This is a genomic window from Glutamicibacter sp. Je.9.36, assembly GCF_051129975.1.
Taxonomy (GTDB): Bacteria; Actinomycetota; Actinomycetes; order Actinomycetales; family Micrococcaceae; genus Glutamicibacter.
Map to the genome: position 1 here is coordinate 868,211 of NZ_JBCPSN010000001.1, position 16,026 is coordinate 884,236.

A 16,026-nucleotide genomic window follows, 5' to 3' on the forward strand; every position below is an offset into this window, starting at 1 on the left:
CTATCGGTCGCGCCCGTTTTCCCGTGGCGGGTTAATCCGATCTGGCGGGCCGTTCCCATTGGAAGGAGCCGGAGCGTCACTGGTAGGCGAAGCACTGTCGGACGGATCATCGGATTCTTCTGAATCTGGAGATTCGGTCTCGCTGGGCGATGGTTCTTCACTTGGTTCTGGTGCCGGCGGAGCCTTGGCCACAGAAATCTTCACCAGGCTTCCCTGAGCCACGTCCTCGGAGGCCTCGGGGGACTGCTTGAAAAGGGTTCCCTCAGGGTAGTCGTCGGTTGCCACCTCATCGAACTGAACCTCCAACCCGATGTCGTCCGCAGAGAGCTTCTCTTCAGCTTCCTCACGGCTCATCTCGGTAACGACCGGAACGGTCACCATGCCGGCAGAAAGGATCAGGTCGACTTCGCTGCCGGCCTTCACCTTGGAGCCCAGCTCCGGGCTGGTGCCAATAACCCAGTCGGTTGGAATGGTTGCAGAGTTCTCCCGGCTGACTTCACCCACTTCGAGGCCAGCTTCACGCAGGGCATCGCGGGCAGCCGTCTCGGACTGGTTCGCTAGATCCTTGGGAATCGTGCGCTGTTCCGAACCATCGGAAATGAATAGCGCAACCGTGGATTCCTTGGAAACCATGGACCCTTCTGCCGGGTCGGTTCGGGTCGCCTTGCCCTGCTCTACTTCATCACTGAATTCCCGCTCTACACGCACCTGGAAGGTGGAATCGCGCAGCAATTCACGTGCGTCGTCTTCGGACATCTCCAGGACCTTGGGCACAGCAACTGGGGCACGCTTTTCAGCCTCGGCCTGGATCGAGCGGATCACCAGGAAACTGGCGATACCCACAGCGATCAGGGCAATGATGGTCAGCAGGATGATCAGGCCGCGGTTGGACTTGTGCCGTGCAGGAGCTTCGGGAGCCTCATCTTCGACGAAGACCGGGTGCTGGCTGGTGCCTGGCGCTGACTGCGCGATGAACCCGGTTTCAGTCTCGCCGTGCATGCCGTATATCGGCAAAGTGTAGGTTGATGGTGCCGGTTCGTCATCATGGAATTCAATGCCGTTCAGTGCATCTTCCAACGCAGCCGCGAAAGCGCCTGCGCTCTGGAAACGGTCATCGCGTTCCTTGGACAGAACCTTGGAAACGATCGGGTCGAAGATCGGGTCAACGTCGTGCTTGACCTCGCTGGGCGCTGACGGAATCTCGCCAACGTGCTGGTACGCGACCGAAACCGGCGAATCACCGGTGAACGGGGGGCGCTGGGTCATCAGCTCGTAGAACAGGCAGCCAACAGAGTAGATATCCGAACGGAAATCGACCTGTTCGCCGCGTGCCTGCTCAGGAGAGAAGTACTGGGCGGTTCCCACCACAGCGGCGGTCTGCGTCATTGTCGCCGATGTGTCCAAGGCACGGGCTATGCCGAAGTCCATCAGCTTCACGTGGCCGGCATCGGTCACCATCACGTTGGCCGGCTTGATGTCGCGGTGGACGACATTGTTATTGTGCGAATGATCCAGGGCATTGCATACGCCGCGGGTGACGTGCACAGCGAAGGAAGCGTCGACATCGCCCGAAGCGATCACCTGCTTCAGGGTCCGGCCGGTCACGTATTCCATGACCATGAAGGGCAAGCGCTCACGGCTATGATCGGTAGCAGGCAGCTCGCCGGTGTCGTAGACGGCAACGATATTCGGATGGCTCAGGCCCGCGACGGCCTTGGCTTCACGGCGGAATCGATTGACCACCATGGGGTTGCTTGCGGTATCCGGGCGCAGCACCTTGACCGCGACCTTGCGCGAAAGCACATGGTCGGTGGCAAGATAGACATCCGCCATGCCGCCGCGGCCTACCAGCGATTCGATCTCGTAGCGATCGTTGATCAATCGTGGCAAGCCGGGGGGCAAGGCTTCGACTTCACTCATGGCGCTTCGCTTTGGTCCGGCTCTGCAGCTTCTGGGGATTCAGATGCCGACGGGGTAGCGGACTCGGATGCTTCGGGCTCTGGGCCCATGGAAATATCCAGGGTCACCGTGGTGCCCGGCTCTACTTCGCTGCCGGCTGGAACGTCCTGCGCAAGCACCGTGCCAGCGACCGAAGAGTCATGGCGTTCCTCGCCCTTGGCCACGGCCAGCCCAGCGTCCTGGATGCGCTTCTGCGCGGCTTCGTAGCCCATGCCGGTTACCGAAGGCACGCCAACGGTTTCAGGAGCCATGGCGTAGGTAATCGAAATGGTTTCGCCCTTTTCGACGCTGCCGGTCGGGTTCAGCGAAATGACTTCGCGTGGGTCGTACTCGTTGGTTTCCTGCGGGGTCGCGTCAACGACCAGGCCCTTGCCCTCAAGCTCTGCCGTCACGGTGTCGATATCCTGGCCCACCAGCGAGGCCGGAACCTCTACGTAGGTCACGGTTTCACTCGGGGTCGGGGAAGAGGACTCGGAGGTCTCCGATGCTTCGGTGGTTTCCTCCGAAGGATCGGTGGATTCCTCGGTCGGAGAAGGGGATTGGGAAGCATCGGTGCTCTGCGTGACCGAAGCCGTCGGCTGATTGTCCTTGTCGCTGCTCATGGCAGGGATCAGCCACGCCAGCAAGGCAATCACGGCGGCCAGCGCGATGATCACGATCAGCGGGATCAGCCAAGGGCTGCGTTTGGCCCCGGCCTCGCCAGCCGGATCCTGGGTATCCACGTCCTCGTCATCGAATCCGCCGGCTGCGGCACTGGACCCGGAGAAACCGCTGGTAGCGCCGGCAGGTTCCACCACAGTTGGCATCGCATTGGTCATTGTCGGCGCGGAATCAGCACGCGGCACCACCTGGGTGGCGTCGTTACCCATGTTGACCACTTGGGTTGCGTCGGTGGCGATACCGGTGGCTAGCATGCCGGGAACGGCCAAGGTCGCGGTATTGGTATCACCGGAGCGCAGTGCATCGGCGGCCTTCGCCAGCGCCGTTGCGTCCTTCGGGCGATCCGACGGGTTCTTGGCCAGCATCGACATGATCAGCTGGCGTACCGGTGCCGGGATGGTGTCCGGCAGCGCCGGGGGAGCATCGTTGACCTGTGCCAAGGCGATGGCGATCTGCGATTCGCCGGTGAACGGGCGGCGTCCTGCCAGGCACTCGTAGCCGATCACGCCCAAGGCGTAGATGTCAGAGCTGCCGGTGGCGATCTGCCCGGTGGCCTGTTCCGGGGCCAAGTACTGGGCGGTTCCCATTACCTGCCCGGTGGCGGTCAGCGGAACCTGGTCAGCAAGCCGGGCAATGCCGAAGTCGGTGATCTTCACGACGCCCGAAGGCATCACCAGGATGTTACCCGGCTTCACATCGCGGTGCACCAGGCCGTGCTCGTGGGCTGCTGCCAGCGCGCGGGCGGTCTGCGCGATCAGCGAGAGCGTACGGTCCACGTCGAGCTTGCGCTCGCGCTCGATAATGGTGGACAGCGGCGGGCCGGGAACCAGTTCCATCACCAGATAGGCGGAGCCCTGTTCCTCGCCGTAGTCGAAGACGCCAGCGATGCCAGGGTGGTTCAGCAGCGCGGTGTGGCGTGCTTCCACGCGGAAACGCGTCAGGAAGCTCTCATTATCGGTGTATTCCTCTTTGAGGATCTTGATCGCTACCAGACGTCCTAGGACCTGGTCTCGTGCCTTCCAAACTTCGCCCATGCCACCGATCGCAATGCGGTCGGTCAGCTTGTAACGACCGCCCAAGGTGGTGCCGGTTACTGGCCTCACTTGTTGAACACCGCCTCTAACATCGTCTTCATAAGTGCACCTGCCGTGTTGTGGCCGGTGTTGTAATCTACGTCTTGAATATTGACCGTGATGGCAACCTGCGGATCATCGGCCGGTGCGAAACCGGTCATCCAGGAGTTCACCATGCGGACTCCGTTCTCTGACGGTCGCTGCGAGGTGCCGGTCTTGGCTCGGAAATCCACGCCTGGAACGCGGGCATTCATGGCCGTACCGCTCACAACCGGGCCTTCCATCAGCTCGGTGAGCTGTTCGGCAACTTCCGGGGTGGTGGCCGTGGAGAACTTCTCCGGCTTCGGGTCCTCGATAACTCGAAGATCCGGCGCGATGACCTTGCCGATCAAATTCGGCTTCATGATCACGCCGTCATTGGCGATGGCCATGGCGGCCATGTTCATCTGCAGCGGAGTAGCCTTGTTTTCCCATTCGCCGATTGCCATCTGCGCCATCTGCGCTTCATTGGCCTCAGCAGAAGGGAACTCGCTTGGAACAACATTCTGCGGGATGCTCAACTGCTGCCCGTAGCCGAAGCGCTCGGCAACCTCGGTGAAGGCATCCTTGCCGACGGTCTGGCTGATTTCCATGAACGGGGTGTTGCAGCTCTGGGCAAAGATGAACTCGAGCCTTGCCCGGGTATCCCGCGCGCAGATGCCCTCATTGAAGTTGTTCATCTTAGCGGTCGAATGCGGATAATTCACCGACACCGGATTGTCGATGGGGGTTTCCATATCGAACTTGCCCGATTCCAGGGCCGCAACGGTGCTGAGGATCTTGAACGAGGAACCTGGGGTCACCGGATTGCTGATGGCCGGGTTCCGGTAGGGGCTCAAGCCGTCGATGTTGCTGATGTCCTTCAGATTCTGGGCCGCCTGGGAGGTCGAGTGCACCGCCAGCTGGTTGGTGTTGTAGCTTGGCTTGGAAGCCATCGCCAGGATGTCGCCAGTCTTCGGATTGGTCACGATGATCGTGGCCTTCAAGTCGTCAGGAATCGCTTCGAAGGCAGTCTTCTGCAACTGCCCGTCAATGGTCAGCTCAACCGAGGCGCCTTCGGAACGGGTACCGGTGAACATGGCCGACAAGCGGTCGAAGAGCAGATCCGAGCTCGTGCCGGTCAGCCAGTCGTTCAGCTGCGATTCGAGCTGGGTGGTGCCATTCGCGAGCGAATAGTAGCCAGTCAGGTGGGCGTAGGTTTTCGCGTCGTGGTAAACACGCTGGAATTCGAACTGTCCATCATCGGTCGGAACGGATTCGGCAATCGGCTTGCCGTCGACCAGGATCGCGCCGCGGGGCAGGTCGAACTCGCGGTAGAGTTCGCGCTTGTTCAGCGCATTCTCGGAGAGCGGCTTGGCGTCGAAGAACTGGATGTAGCTCAGTCCACCCAGGCAGATGACGAACAGGACGGTTAGCGCAACCCAAACGCGCTTGATTGCATGATTCACTTTTTCGTCACCGCCTTGGTGCTGGAGGTAAGGGTCGTGCTGGCACTTGCAAATTCATCGGTTGGTCCTACGCCGCCAGTCTTCGGGCGGCGCGAGTTGTGGGAGATCAGGAGCAGCAACGCGATGATGATCCAGTTCGCCAGCAGCGATGAGCCGCCGGCGGCCATGAATGGCGTTGCCAGGCCGGTCAGCGGGATCAGCCGGGTGACGCCTCCGATGATAACGATGCATTGCAGGCCCAGGGTGAAGGACAGGCCTGCAGCTAGTAGCTTGCCGAAGGTATCGGCCGAGCCCAAGGCGGCCCGCAAGCCGCGGGAGATCAGCAGCATGTAGAGCAGGATGATCGCGGCCACGCCGATCAGGCCAATTTCTTCGCCGAAGGAGGCAATGATCATGTCGGAGTTGGCCAGCGGAACACGGTAGGGGGAACCAGCGCCCAGGCCGGTGCCGAACAAGCCGCCGTCAGCCATGCCGAATAAGCCTTCGACGATCTGCATGCTGCCACCCTTGGCCTGGTAGATCGCAGGGTCAAAGGCGTTGAGCCAAACGTCCAGGCGGCGGGTTACGTGGCCCATGGTCAGGCCCGCGACGATGCCGCCGGCAACAACCATCAAGGCGCCAATGAGCACCCAGGAAATACGCGCGGTTGCCACATAGATCATCACGATGAACAGGCCGAAGAAGAGGATCGCGGAACCGAGATCGCGCTGCACCACGAGCACGCCGATGGAAAGCAGCCAAGCGATAACCATCGGAGCCATATCCCGCAGGCGGGGCAGCTGCAGCGGTCCGAACTTGCGGCCAGCCATCAGGATCAAGTCGCGGTTCGACGAGAGATAGCCAGCGAAGAAGATCGACAAGGTGATCTTCGCGAGTTCGCCTGGCTGCAGCGAGAACATGCCCATGCGGATCCAAATGCGGGCACCGTTGATCGTGACACCCAGTCCGGGAACCAGCGGAAGCAAGAGCAATACGACCGATAGCAGCAGTGCGATATAGGTAAACCGACGCAGCAGGCGGTGGTCCTTGATAGCCCAGAGAACTACCGAAGCAATGACGATGGCAATGGCGGTCCAGAGCAGCTGGCGCGCCGACTGGGACGTTCCTTTAGCCAGGTCAATGCGGTGAATCATAGCTAGGCCGAGGGAGTTCAACGCGATCGTAATCGGAAGTATTACCGGATCGGCATATTTAGCGAAGATGCGCAGCAGCACATGAACCGTCAGGGATAGTGCCGCCAGGATGCCCATCTGCACGTAGAAGTCGGTGTTGTCGACATCCTCGGTGGAGCTGCCCACCAGATAGAACGCGGCACCGCCCACACAGAGGGCCAGCAGCACCAGCAGCAGCTCGAGATTGCGCCGTGGCACCGGTGCGGTTTGCACTTCGGTCATTGCATTATCTCCTGGCAGTAGGCGGGCAGTTCGAGCTGGTTGGCGGAATCCGCGGATCCGGGAACGGTGACCGGGCAGTTCTGCTTCGCGGTGACCAGGAGTTCCTGGATGATCATCTGGGCATGCTGCTGGTTCTCTGCCGAGATGGTCGATTCAACGCGGTGGCGTGAATACTCCGGCAGGGCTTCGAGCGGCACCTTGCTGACTGTATCGACCTCGGAGAGCGAAATCGGTCCAAGCTCCTGGGGAACGCCCTTGTAGATTGCGACCTTTCCATCGACAGTGCCCACGAAGTACTGGGTCTGGGTCCACATGTATCCCCAGACGCCCAGGGCAATGACGAAGAAGGCCGTCAAGGTCAGCAGGATCGGCATCATCCAACGGCGCTGCTGCACCGGCGCGTCCAGTGGATCCAGCACCTCGCCGGCCGCCGGGGAACGGTGGGTCAGCAAGGCAGCTGCACGGCGTTCGCCGGTGTGCTGGGTCACCACCGGGATCTGGCCGGTTTGCGTCGCAAGCTGGGCGGCGCCCACCAGCAGGTGGGGACGCTGGGAAATCTCATGGCGGAGCAACGAAGCGCTGGCTTCGACATCGCCTTCGGCGGCGATGGTGAGCTGGCCGGTATCCGGTGCGGGTTCTGGTTCGGCAGGCGCTTCGCCCTCGACGACAGCGTTTTCGACAACCTCGAACATCACCACGGTGACGTTATCCGGCGCACCATTCTTCAAGGTGATGGCAACCAGGTCATTGACCGCTTCATCCATGTTGGCGGTAGTGCGGATGATCTGCTCGATTACCGGAACCGGCACCGCGTCGGTGAGTCCGTCAGAGCACAGCATCCAGCGTTCGCCGGGTTCTGCCTCGAACTGGTCGACATCGAGTTCCGGGGAGGCATCCGAGTCGCCCAGCACGCGCAAGAGCACGTTCTTATGCGGGTGGACCTCGGCCTCGGCCGGCTTGATGCGGCCTTCGTCGACCAGCCGCTGCACGAATGTGTGGTCCTTGCTGATCTGCTCGAAGACCCCGTGCTTCAAGCGGTAGGCGCGGGAGTCGCCGATGTGTGCCATGTGCAGGTTACTTCCCGACAGCAGCAGGGAAGTGACGGTGGTGCCCATCCCCGAAAGCTTCGGGTTGGCGCCGACGAGTTCATTCAGCACCAAATTGGCGGCCTGGATTTCATCCGGCAGGGCATTTTGCGGATCTGCGGTGCCATCGTGGTCCAGATGCACCAAATCAAGCACGGTGGAGGCTGACGCCACGTCACCGCCGACGTGTCCGCCCATGCCATCGGCAAGCACCGCGAGGTACGCACCGGCGTAGGCGGAGTCGTCATTCTTCTTGCGAACCCGCCCCACGTCGGATTTCGCAGCAAATTTTAGTTTGAGGGCCATAGGCTAGGGCTTCAATTCCAGGACAGTCTTTCCGATGCGGATTCGCTGGCCGGGCTCCACTGCCTGGGCGCGTGAGAGCTGGTTGTCACCCACGAAGGTGCCGTTGGTTGAGCCGAGATCTTCAATGAACCAGCGCGATCCCTGCGGGAACAGGCGGGCATGGCGTCCTGAAGCGTAGTCATCATCGAGAACGACGGTGGCATCCTGAGCTCGCCCGAACATGATCGGTTGGCCGCGGAGGGGAATGCTGCTGCCGGCCAGTGGGCCCTCAACAACTTCCAATGACGTGGCGGCCTTGCGCGCAGGCACTTCTGGTTCCGCCAGCTCAGGATTCTTCTTCAGTTCCCGAGCGCTGGGCTTGCCGGCGCGGGCCCGCGATCCGATGGCCAAGTCGCGGCGCATCGATCCGACAACGCTTAATACGAGCAGCCAGATGAGGACCAAAAAGCCCAATCGGAACAAGCTTAGAACCAGGTCGTTCACGCGCGGCCTCCGTTGTTCGAGGTAATCAGCCGAAAGACGATTTTTGTCTGTCCGATAGTAATGATCGAACCGTCAAATATACGGGTTTCTTCCGAAATCTTCTTGCCGTCCACGTAGGTTCCATTGGTTGAACCCAGATCGGTGACGACGAAACTGGTTTTGCCACGGGTTTCGACGCGCACATGCTGGCGGGAAACGCCGGAATCATCCACGGGAATATCGGTGCTGGCCGAACGGCCCAGCACGATGGAGTGGTGATGCAGGGCGTAGCGCTGTCCAGCGACCTCAAGAATTGCCTGCTTCTGCATGGGTTTCTTGGGGATCTCTGCAATCGGACGGACCGATGGACGTGGCTGTGCGGTTGTCGGCGGGGTGGCGGATGGTGCTGCGGGCGCTGCTGCTCGCTCTTTTACCGGAGCCGAGGCTGCTGGGCGCGAGCTGGACTCCTTGACCGAGCTGGCAATCTCCATTTCTCCGGGCTTGAAATCGTCCTTGGAAACAAAATGGATCGTGATATCGCCGTGGACCGAGTAGTCCTGGGCTGCCGCATGCTCGGCGGTGACCTTTGCCATTTCGTTGACGACGCCCCGCCCCCAACCCTGCGCGGTGTTGTAGTCCTTGGTGCTCAGCGAGACAACGAAGTCATTGGCTGCAAGGCTGCGGCCCTCGCTGATTGGCATGATTCCGCGGTCCATGTCATTGCGTAGCGCGGTAGTCAGTTCGACTGGCTTGAGATCTGCGGTGCTGGTGCCACGAAAGAAGCTAGTGACGACCTTCTCTAAGCCGCGTTCGACATTGTCGAGAAAGCCCATTATTCGTGCTCCTTCCTTAGGGTCCATGGCTGGTTATTGCGAGCCTGCATTCACGCCGTCCAAGCTGTGAACACAGAACTTCATATTCGATCTTACTGTTTTCAGCTGTGCAAATGCCGAAAAATCCTTGAGCGGCTCAAGTGCGTCAATATCAACGATAAATGCCCCAAAAAGGTTTCCCATGTGTCCCTAACCACAAATGAGGGTTTCGATTAGGTGAACGGAAAATGAGTGTGTAAGCTATTTCTTGTTGCAAAGAACGATGGCAACGAAAACAGAATATGCGCGAGTGGCGGAATTGGTAGACGCGCTGGCTTCAGGTGCCAGTGATCGCAAGGTCGTGGGGGTTCAAGTCCCCCCTCGCGCACAAATGGAAAATAACCCTTGATCTTCGGATCGAGGGTTATTTTTTTGTTTAAAAGAGCAACTGAATCGTTATCTTGCAGGGTGTGTCAGTTTGCCGGTGGCGCGCTGACGTTGACGCCCCGGCGCTTGAGCAGGGCGGCCAGTACGCCATCGCCGGCAACGAGTTTTCCGGTGTGCGAGCCATCGTAGATGGTGCCGCAGCCGCACGAGGGGCTGCGATCCTGCAGGATCGCCTCGGTGATTCTCTGGTGCTGGACTAGATCCAAAACCTTCTGGGCACCAGCTATGAACTGCCCGCTGATGTCCTCGCCGTTGATGTCGATCACGCAGGCCCGGCCTTCCAGCACATCGTGGCCATCGCCACCGACAATCTCCGCTGGCGGACGCGGAGTAGGGAGCTCACCCAATTCCTCAGCGCAGGCCGCAACGGCTTCTCCTCGTGCCACGGCCTCGACGATGGTAGGGTTTGCCTTCGCCTTGCCGTTGTAGCGGCAAGGGATGCCGGCCAGGCAGGAACTAACGAGCAGCGGAGGTTGGGTCATAACAGCAGTCTAGCCACGTGGAAGCGCAATGCCGCCGTGCCATAGACTGCCCTTGGACAACGGAGAAGGGGAATTCCCATGGCGGTATCCAATGAGATATTCGAACTGAATGGAGCTGCAGATCTGGTCAACGATCGGAAGATAATCAGGCTCGACCAGGAATCCAGCGACAAGTTGCCAAGCCGCGGACAGGTTGCGGTGGAACTTCTCCAGGCGCATGAAGGCCACGTGGTCGTAATAGATCCCGACGGGCGCCGAGGCCACTGGTTGGCCCTCGATGGACAGGGCGCGCCCCAGCTGTTGGCCGAGGCGGGGGATCAAGTGGAATTGACCGCCCGGGTCGCTAGAACCTGGCCGGAAACAGGGATTCCGCAAGACCTGGCCAGTGCCCTGGGCGAGGCTGGGGATCTGGATGAGATGTGGGCAGGGCTCACTGCCATGGCCCGCTGGGAATGGGTACGCTGGATCGGTGCGACCAAGAACCCTTCCACGCGCGAACGCCGAGTGGAGGCCAGTATTTCCAAGCTGCGTGATGGCAAGCGCCGGCCGTGCTGCTTTGATTTGTCCTCATGCACCGATCCCGAAGTTTCGAAGAGCGGAAAGCTAATCCAGTAGCACCCAGCTGCGCGCGGCGGATTCGATGCCGGTGCCCGGTGGGGTTGCCGGGCTGGTAATGAGGCCCAGCACTCCGCTGGACATGACGATCAGCCCCAAGGCAATCAGCAGGGCGATGGCGGCAGTGACCTTGGCAGGCCATTTATGCATGTTCACCGGTTAGTCTCCTTTGTAGCCCAGCGTCGATCGGCGGACAATCAACGAACTGGGCAGCATTGTCTGCAGTGGGTCAGGGGTCTTTCCATCGAGCAGCGCGCGCAGCTTCAATGCGGCCTGGCGTCCGCCTTCCTGGGCGTTGAGCTGCACGGAAGTGATGGAAGGGCTGGACGTTGCCGAGTAGGGAAGGTCGTCGAATCCGGCCACCGCAAGCTGCTGCGGAATGCGGATACCAAGCAGGCGCGAAGCATGCAGCACGCCGAAAGCGTGGTTATCGGTTGCGCAGCCCAGTGCGGTCACGCCCGATTCATGCCACTTGGGCCAATGCTGGCCAAAGGCTGCTGAAGCCTCAGTGACGTCGATCATCGAGCTGGCAACAGAAGATGGCAGCACTTCGATGCCGTACTCCCTTGCCGCCGCCAGGAAGGCCTCGCGGCGCACTGCCAGGGTCTCGGTGCCGGTGCTGGCATCCAGGTAGGCGGCCTTGGTGTGTCCCTGTGCAGCGAAATGGGCTACGACTTCCCGCGCTCCCTGGGCGACGTCCATATTCACGGCAGGAATCGATGGATCGATGCCCGGGGCATCCAGGGCCACCAGCGGGAGGTTGCTCGAAATTTCCTCAAGGAAATCCTGGCTTGGGGCATGGACCAGCAGCCCGGCCGGACGGAGGCCCATGATCTTCCTCGTTTCGCTGGCGCTGGGGGAGACGCCGGCATCCGTGACCGAGAGCAGGAGCTGGTAGTCGCTAGCCAATACCGAGCGCACGCCAGCGATCACCTTGGCAAAGAAGGGGTTGGAGATATCCGGGGCCACCAGGACCACCAGCGAACTGACGCCCTTGGCCAGCGAGCTGCCGATGCTGTCGACGAAGTAGCCCAGTTCGCGAATTGATTCACGCACGCGCTGCTCATTCGCGGTCGAGACCCGGCCCGCCGACTTCCCGTTGGCAACAAGAGAGACCGTTGCGGTGGAAACGCCGGCGTGTTCGGCTACCATCGCTGCGGTCACGCGGCGTGGAGCGCGCGAGTTGCCGGACTTCTCACCATTCTTCATGGCTCCATCGTAGTCGGAGTTGTGACACGCGACAGCTTTGCGTTAAGCGCTTGACGATAGCATGGGGACGCGAAAGAATTATCAAAGGATGCCTATCCGCCCCCACGACTTAGCTACCGGCCACCAGCTGGCAGAGCGAAGGAAGAAGCCATGACCCAGGACAGCAATGCCCCGCGCAAGATCATTTTGGACTGCGACCCGGGTCATGATGACGCCGTGGCAATGATTCTTGCCCATGGCAATCCCAAGATCGACCTGCTAGCCGTGACCACCGTGGCCGGCAACCAGACCCTGGATAAGGTCACTGCCAACGCGCTGGCCGTGGGTACCATCGCCGGCATTACCGGCATTCCCTTCGCGGCCGGCTGCGCCCGTCCGCTGGTGCGCGAAGTGGAAACCGCGGGAGACGTCCACGGGGTTTCCGGGATGGACGGGCCGGCCCAGCCGGAGCCGGGCATCGAACTCGATGGGCGCCACGCCGTGGACGTCATCATCGACCTGGTGATGAGCCATGAACCCGGTGAAATCACCTTGGTGCCCACCGGCGCATTGACCAATATCGCCTTGGCGGCCCGGAAGGAACCGCGCATCGTTGAACGCGTGCGCGAAGTGGTGCTGATGGGCGGCGGCTACCACACCGGCAACTGGTCGGCGGTGGCAGAATTCAATATCAAGATCGATCCTGAAGCTGCGCACATCGTCTTCAACGAGGCCTGGCCGGTGGTGATGGTCGGATTGGACCTGACCCACCAGGCGTTGGCCACCTCCGAGGTGGTTGAACGCATAGAGAAGATCGGCACCGGCCCATCGACCTTCGTGCGCGAGCTGATGGACTTCTTCGCCCGGGCCTATCGAGACCACCAGGGCTTCGATGCACCGCCAGTGCATGACCCATGCGCCGTGGCCTACGTGATCGACCCGGATATCGTGCGCACTGTCAAGGCCCCGGTCAGCGTTGAGCTGCGTGGCGAGCTGACCTTGGGAATGACCGTCACGGACTTCCGCGCGCCGGCTTCCGCCGACTGCAATACTTCCGTGGCGGTGGACCTGGACCACGAAGGCTTCTGGAATCTGGTGGTCGATGCGCTGGAACGTATCGGCGAGGCCACGCTCGGAAAATAGAACAACTTTGGCGCAATGTGGGGCAGGTCAATGCCAATGGCGTCCAGACCTGCATAAACTGGAGTCACACGCAGAGCAGGAGGCACCATGGCGGACAAAACCCCGCACCAGAACGTGACTTTCCCTTCTTCAGGCGCGCAAGCGCATGGCTATCTCGCCTTGCCGGAGTCCGGCAAGGGCCCTGGGGTCATCGTGATCCAGGAATGGTGGGGTCTGACCGACCATATCCGCGACGTCGCCGACCGGCTGGCCGCGCAGGGCTTCGTGGCTCTGGCTCCTGACCTCTATGGCGGTTGGATCACCCACGACGGTGAAGAAGCCGGGCAGATGATGTCCCAGCTCCCGGAAGCCGCCGGGGCCCAGCTATTGAGCGGTGCCGTGGACTACCTGCTGGCCAATGAGCACGTCACCAGCGAGAAGCTGGGCGTCATCGGCTTCTGCATGGGTGGCGGTTTCGTGCTGCAGATGGCTGCCCAGCAAGGCGGGAAAATTGCCGCGGCCGTGCCTTTCTATGGCGTCGGCCAGGGTGTGCCCAACGATTTTTCCGGAGTCCGCGCGGCCATCCAGGGCCACTACGCGAACCTGGACCAGATGTACTCGCCGGCTCAGGCGAAGGCTCAGGAAGAGCAGATTCGCCAGGAATCAGGCGCGGAAGTCCAGTACTTCTACTACGACGCCGATCACGCATTCCACAACGACGAGAACCCTGCCGGCAACTACGATCCCGAACAGGCTGCCATCGCATGGCAGCGCGCCGTGGACTTTTTGCAGGCTAAAGTGGCCTGAAGGCCATAAAGTGTTACCCATCACTTAATGCATCACTCATATAAGGAGAACAATATGTCTGAAACCATCATCGTAGGCGTAGACGGTTCCGAAACCGCACAGCGCGCAGCCCGCCGCGCTGCAGAACTCGCCGTCAAGCTCGACGCTGACTTGGTGGTCATCACCGCTCACGCTTCGGATAACACCGAGGTCGTTTCCATCGGTTCCGATACCTGGATCCTGGATGACGCAGAGCAGGCCCGCAAGCTCGCCCAGCGCGTAGCCAACGACGTGAAGAACGCTGTGCCAGGCGTCAAGATCACCGCTGCTGCCGGCCACGGCAAGCCAGGTGACGTGCTGATCTCCGACGCCGAGGACCGCAAGGCTTCGATGATCGTTGTCGGCAACGTGGGCATGAAGGGCCTGGGCCGCGTGCTCGGTTCGGTAGCTTCCTCGGTGGCCCACTCGGCACCATGCGACGTTCTGGTCGTCAAGACCGACAAGTAGGCCTCCCAGGCTTGCGCGGACGCAGGCGGGCACCGGTTCACCGGTGCCCGCCTGCGCCATTTAACCCGGCAGAGCGTAGGCTTAACCCGTGCAGAAACTTCGAATCGCCTACGCAACCGGCGTCACCCCCGGCAAATGGATGGACCGCTTCCAGGAACGCTATCCTGCCATCGAGCTGAAAGCCTGGCGTCTGGATGAGGGGGAAATCCTGGATCTGCTGGCCCATGGCGAGGCTGACGCGGTATTCGTGCGCTATCGCGGGGACTCGCCCAAGGACGCAACGCGCCACGTCATCCCGCTTTACGAGGAACTCGAAGTGGTCTGCGCGGGCAAAGACCACGACGTGGAGTACTTCGAAGAATCCGTTCCGCTGGAAACCGTAGAGTCCTTCCCGCAACTCGACTTGGCCGACTACCCGGAATCCGTGGGCGGCATTCCGGTAGCGATGGAAGTTGTCGCTTCCGGAGCCCAGGTGCTGCGCACCACGCAGTCCATTGCCCGGCTCTTCGCCCGCAAGGACGTGGTGGTCCGCTTCATTGACGACGGTTCGCCAACCCAGGTGGGCATCGCCTGGCCTACCGCCACCGAAGACACCGCCTTGCTCGAAGAATTCATCGGCATTGTGCGCGGACGTACCGCCAGCTCCTCGCGCCAGAGTTCGGTGCGCAACCAGGAGCAGAAGGCCAAGCGCATCAATGAGCAGAAGAAGGCCAAGGCGAAAGCCCAAGCCAAGGCAAAACAGCAGGCCAAGAGCTCATCCAAGAAGCCGCAGGGTGCCAAGGCAAAGCCACGCAAGCACCGCTGACAATCCAATACGTGACGCGCGTTACGTGAGAGAGTTAGGGGTATGAAGCAATTCGATACCCTCAGCCTGAGCACCCAGTGCTCGGCCCTCATCCTGACCGTCAACCAGCCGAAGTCGCTGAACGCGCTGGCAAAAGAGGTCGTCAACGACCTTGAAGCCTTCCTGGACTGGTTCGAGGCCACCGGCTATGAATACCGCGGCGTGATCCTCACCGGTGCCGGCGAGAAGTCCTTTGTCGCCGGCGCCAATATCGTCCAGCTGCGCGAAATGGACCCGGCGGCGGCGCTGGCCTACGGGCGCCAGATGCACGCGGTCACCGAACGCCTGGAGAAGCTGCAGGTTCCAGTGATCGCCGCAGTCAACGGCTTCGCCCTGGGCGGCGGCTGCGAACTCGCCCTGGCTTGCGATTTCATCTACGCTTCCGAGACGGCCAGCTTTGGGCAGCCGGAGGTCAACCTCGGGCTGGTGCCCGGCTTTGGCGGCATGGTGCGCCTGCCGCGACGTGTCGGCAACGCGATGGCCCGTGAATTGGTTTTCACCGGCCGCCGCATCAAGTCCGAGGAAGCATTGCGCATTGGCCTGGCCAACCGCGTTGTCCCGGCCGGGGAACTGATTGACCAGGCCGTGGCCACCATCGAGGAGATCGCGAAGGTGGCACCGACGGCCGTTGGCAATGCCAAGGCCGCGATGGTGGACATGGACGCGCTGAACACCCATGACGCCCTGCTGGTTGAAGCGCAGTCCTTCCAGCAGGCCTTCGGAACCGCCGACTCGGTGGAAGGCCGTGCCGCCTTCGTCGAAAAGCGCGCCGCGGTTTTCCCGGGCAACTAGCCGGG

16 protein-coding genes and 1 tRNA gene are annotated in these 16,026 nt (G+C 61.2%); 7 read left to right on the forward strand and 10 right to left on the reverse strand.

Translation table 11 applies throughout. The annotated features are described in order from the left end of the window. The 7 genes from pknB to AAZQ98_RS04090 are packed head-to-tail and all read right to left on the reverse strand — an operon-like array spanning nt 1 to nt 9,259. On the reverse strand, nt 1-1,920 hold the full coding sequence (pknB, locus tag AAZQ98_RS04060) for a Stk1 family PASTA domain-containing Ser/Thr kinase (protein WP_434690001.1): 1,920 nt from the start codon (nt 1,918-1,920) through the stop codon (nt 1-3). After that, entirely contained in the window at nt 1,917-3,722 is a 1,806-nt protein-coding gene (locus AAZQ98_RS04065; RefSeq protein WP_434690004.1) for a protein kinase domain-containing protein, read from the reverse strand. Before AAZQ98_RS04065 ends, pknB begins: the two co-directional genes overlap by 4 nt. Continuing rightward, nucleotides 3,719-5,179 (reverse strand): peptidoglycan D,D-transpeptidase FtsI family protein, encoded by a 1,461-nt coding sequence (locus AAZQ98_RS04070; protein ID WP_400289684.1) that lies wholly within the window; start codon nt 5,177-5,179, stop codon nt 3,719-3,721. The genes AAZQ98_RS04065 and AAZQ98_RS04070 overlap by 4 nt, the downstream gene beginning before the upstream one ends. Beyond that, on the reverse strand, nt 5,176-6,573 hold the full coding sequence (locus AAZQ98_RS04075; RefSeq protein WP_400289682.1) for an FtsW/RodA/SpoVE family cell cycle protein: 1,398 nt from the start codon (nt 6,571-6,573) through the stop codon (nt 5,176-5,178). The genes AAZQ98_RS04070 and AAZQ98_RS04075 overlap by 4 nt, the downstream gene beginning before the upstream one ends. Then, nucleotides 6,570-7,964 carry a PP2C family protein-serine/threonine phosphatase gene (locus AAZQ98_RS04080; protein WP_434690008.1) on the reverse strand — a complete coding sequence of 465 codons (1,395 nt, stop codon included), beginning with the start codon at nt 7,962-7,964 and terminating at the stop codon, nt 6,570-6,572. Before AAZQ98_RS04080 ends, AAZQ98_RS04075 begins: the two co-directional genes overlap by 4 nt. A 3-nt stretch (nt 7,965-7,967) precedes the next feature. Then, nucleotides 7,968-8,447: an FHA domain-containing protein FhaB/FipA gene (locus AAZQ98_RS04085; protein WP_434690011.1), complete on the reverse strand. Its 480-nt coding sequence runs from the start codon at nt 8,445-8,447 to the stop codon at nt 7,968-7,970. Next, nucleotides 8,444-9,259: an FhaA domain-containing protein gene (locus AAZQ98_RS04090; protein ID WP_181148929.1), complete on the reverse strand. Its 816-nt coding sequence runs from the start codon at nt 9,257-9,259 to the stop codon at nt 8,444-8,446. The genes AAZQ98_RS04085 and AAZQ98_RS04090 overlap by 4 nt, the downstream gene beginning before the upstream one ends. Before the next feature lie 283 nt (nt 9,260-9,542). Between AAZQ98_RS04090 and AAZQ98_RS04095 the strand changes: the two genes are divergently transcribed. Beyond that, nucleotides 9,543-9,626, forward strand: a tRNA-Leu gene (locus AAZQ98_RS04095). Nucleotides 9,627-9,711: 85 nt separating this feature from the next. On the opposite strand, the gene AAZQ98_RS04100 is transcribed toward AAZQ98_RS04095, so the two are convergent. Next, nucleotides 9,712-10,167: a DUF523 domain-containing protein gene (locus AAZQ98_RS04100; protein ID WP_434690013.1), complete on the reverse strand. Its 456-nt coding sequence runs from the start codon at nt 10,165-10,167 to the stop codon at nt 9,712-9,714. A gap of 78 nt (nt 10,168-10,245) precedes the next feature. On the opposite strand from AAZQ98_RS04100, the gene AAZQ98_RS04105 reads away from it, so the two are divergent. Beyond that, nucleotides 10,246-10,782 carry a YdeI/OmpD-associated family protein gene (locus tag AAZQ98_RS04105; RefSeq protein WP_434690015.1) on the forward strand — a complete coding sequence of 179 codons (537 nt, stop codon included), beginning with the start codon at nt 10,246-10,248 and terminating at the stop codon, nt 10,780-10,782. Here AAZQ98_RS04105 and AAZQ98_RS04110 read toward each other — a convergent pair. Together AAZQ98_RS04110 and AAZQ98_RS04115 are read right to left on the reverse strand one after the other, a co-directional pair. Beyond that, a complete protein-coding gene (locus tag AAZQ98_RS04110; protein ID WP_402472077.1) occupies nt 10,771-10,932 on the reverse strand; it encodes a hypothetical protein in 162 nt (53 codons plus the stop codon). The two genes, AAZQ98_RS04105 and AAZQ98_RS04110, sit on opposite strands and share 12 nt — an antisense overlap. A gap of 9 nt (nt 10,933-10,941) precedes the next feature. Next, the gene (locus tag AAZQ98_RS04115) at nt 10,942-11,991 is read right to left on the reverse strand and encodes a LacI family DNA-binding transcriptional regulator (protein ID WP_434690018.1); all 1,050 of its coding nucleotides are present in this window, start codon (nt 11,989-11,991) and stop codon (nt 10,942-10,944) included. A 150-nt stretch (nt 11,992-12,141) separates the two neighbouring features. On the opposite strand from AAZQ98_RS04115, the gene AAZQ98_RS04120 reads away from it, so the two are divergent. The 5 genes from AAZQ98_RS04120 (at nt 12,142) to AAZQ98_RS04140 (ending at nt 16,021) form a co-directional block, all read left to right on the forward strand. Next, complete coding sequence (locus AAZQ98_RS04120; protein ID WP_332498245.1) at nt 12,142-13,113, forward strand: nucleoside hydrolase; 972 nt, start codon at nt 12,142-12,144, stop codon at nt 13,111-13,113. Nucleotides 13,114-13,200: 87 nt separating this feature from the next. Further along, nucleotides 13,201-13,899: a dienelactone hydrolase family protein gene (locus AAZQ98_RS04125; protein ID WP_105658664.1), complete on the forward strand. Its 699-nt coding sequence runs from the start codon at nt 13,201-13,203 to the stop codon at nt 13,897-13,899. A 54-nt stretch (nt 13,900-13,953) separates the two neighbouring features. Further along, nucleotides 13,954-14,385 (forward strand): universal stress protein, encoded by a 432-nt coding sequence (locus AAZQ98_RS04130; protein ID WP_038992696.1) that lies wholly within the window; start codon nt 13,954-13,956, stop codon nt 14,383-14,385. A gap of 88 nt (nt 14,386-14,473) precedes the next feature. Then, nucleotides 14,474-15,190 (forward strand): LysR family transcriptional regulator substrate-binding protein, encoded by a 717-nt coding sequence (locus AAZQ98_RS04135; RefSeq protein ID WP_332594767.1) that lies wholly within the window; start codon nt 14,474-14,476, stop codon nt 15,188-15,190. Nucleotides 15,191-15,232: 42 nt separating this feature from the next. Next, nucleotides 15,233-16,021, forward strand: coding sequence for an enoyl-CoA hydratase/isomerase family protein (locus AAZQ98_RS04140; RefSeq protein WP_434690022.1), 789 nt, complete (start codon nt 15,233-15,235; stop codon nt 16,019-16,021). Nucleotides 16,022-16,026: the final 5 nt, after the last annotated feature.

What these genes read in the sequence shown, in the direction of transcription:
- AAZQ98_RS04140 (WP_434690022.1), top strand. Translation starts at nt 15,233, where the DNA reads ATGAAGCAATTCGATACCCTCAGCCTGAGCACCCAGTGCTCGGCCCTC.
- AAZQ98_RS04090 (WP_181148929.1), bottom strand. Translation starts at nt 9,259, where the DNA reads ATGGGCTTTCTCGACAATGTCGAACGCGGCTTAGAGAAGGTCGTCACT.
- AAZQ98_RS04120 (WP_332498245.1), top strand. Translation starts at nt 12,142, where the DNA reads ATGACCCAGGACAGCAATGCCCCGCGCAAGATCATTTTGGACTGCGAC.
- AAZQ98_RS04105 (WP_434690015.1), top strand. Translation starts at nt 10,246, where the DNA reads ATGGCGGTATCCAATGAGATATTCGAACTGAATGGAGCTGCAGATCTG.
- AAZQ98_RS04100 (WP_434690013.1), bottom strand. Translation starts at nt 10,167, where the DNA reads ATGACCCAACCTCCGCTGCTCGTTAGTTCCTGCCTGGCCGGCATCCCT.
- AAZQ98_RS04125 (WP_105658664.1), top strand. Translation starts at nt 13,201, where the DNA reads ATGGCGGACAAAACCCCGCACCAGAACGTGACTTTCCCTTCTTCAGGC.
- AAZQ98_RS04130 (WP_038992696.1), top strand. Translation starts at nt 13,954, where the DNA reads ATGTCTGAAACCATCATCGTAGGCGTAGACGGTTCCGAAACCGCACAG.
- AAZQ98_RS04075 (WP_400289682.1), bottom strand. Translation starts at nt 6,573, where the DNA reads ATGACCGAAGTGCAAACCGCACCGGTGCCACGGCGCAATCTCGAGCTG.
- AAZQ98_RS04110 (WP_402472077.1), bottom strand. Translation starts at nt 10,932, where the DNA reads ATGCATAAATGGCCTGCCAAGGTCACTGCCGCCATCGCCCTGCTGATT.
- AAZQ98_RS04115 (WP_434690018.1), bottom strand. Translation starts at nt 11,991, where the DNA reads ATGAAGAATGGTGAGAAGTCCGGCAACTCGCGCGCTCCACGCCGCGTG.
- AAZQ98_RS04080 (WP_434690008.1), bottom strand. Translation starts at nt 7,964, where the DNA reads ATGGCCCTCAAACTAAAATTTGCTGCGAAATCCGACGTGGGGCGGGTT.
- pknB (WP_434690001.1), bottom strand. Translation starts at nt 1,920, where the DNA reads ATGAGTGAAGTCGAAGCCTTGCCCCCCGGCTTGCCACGATTGATCAAC.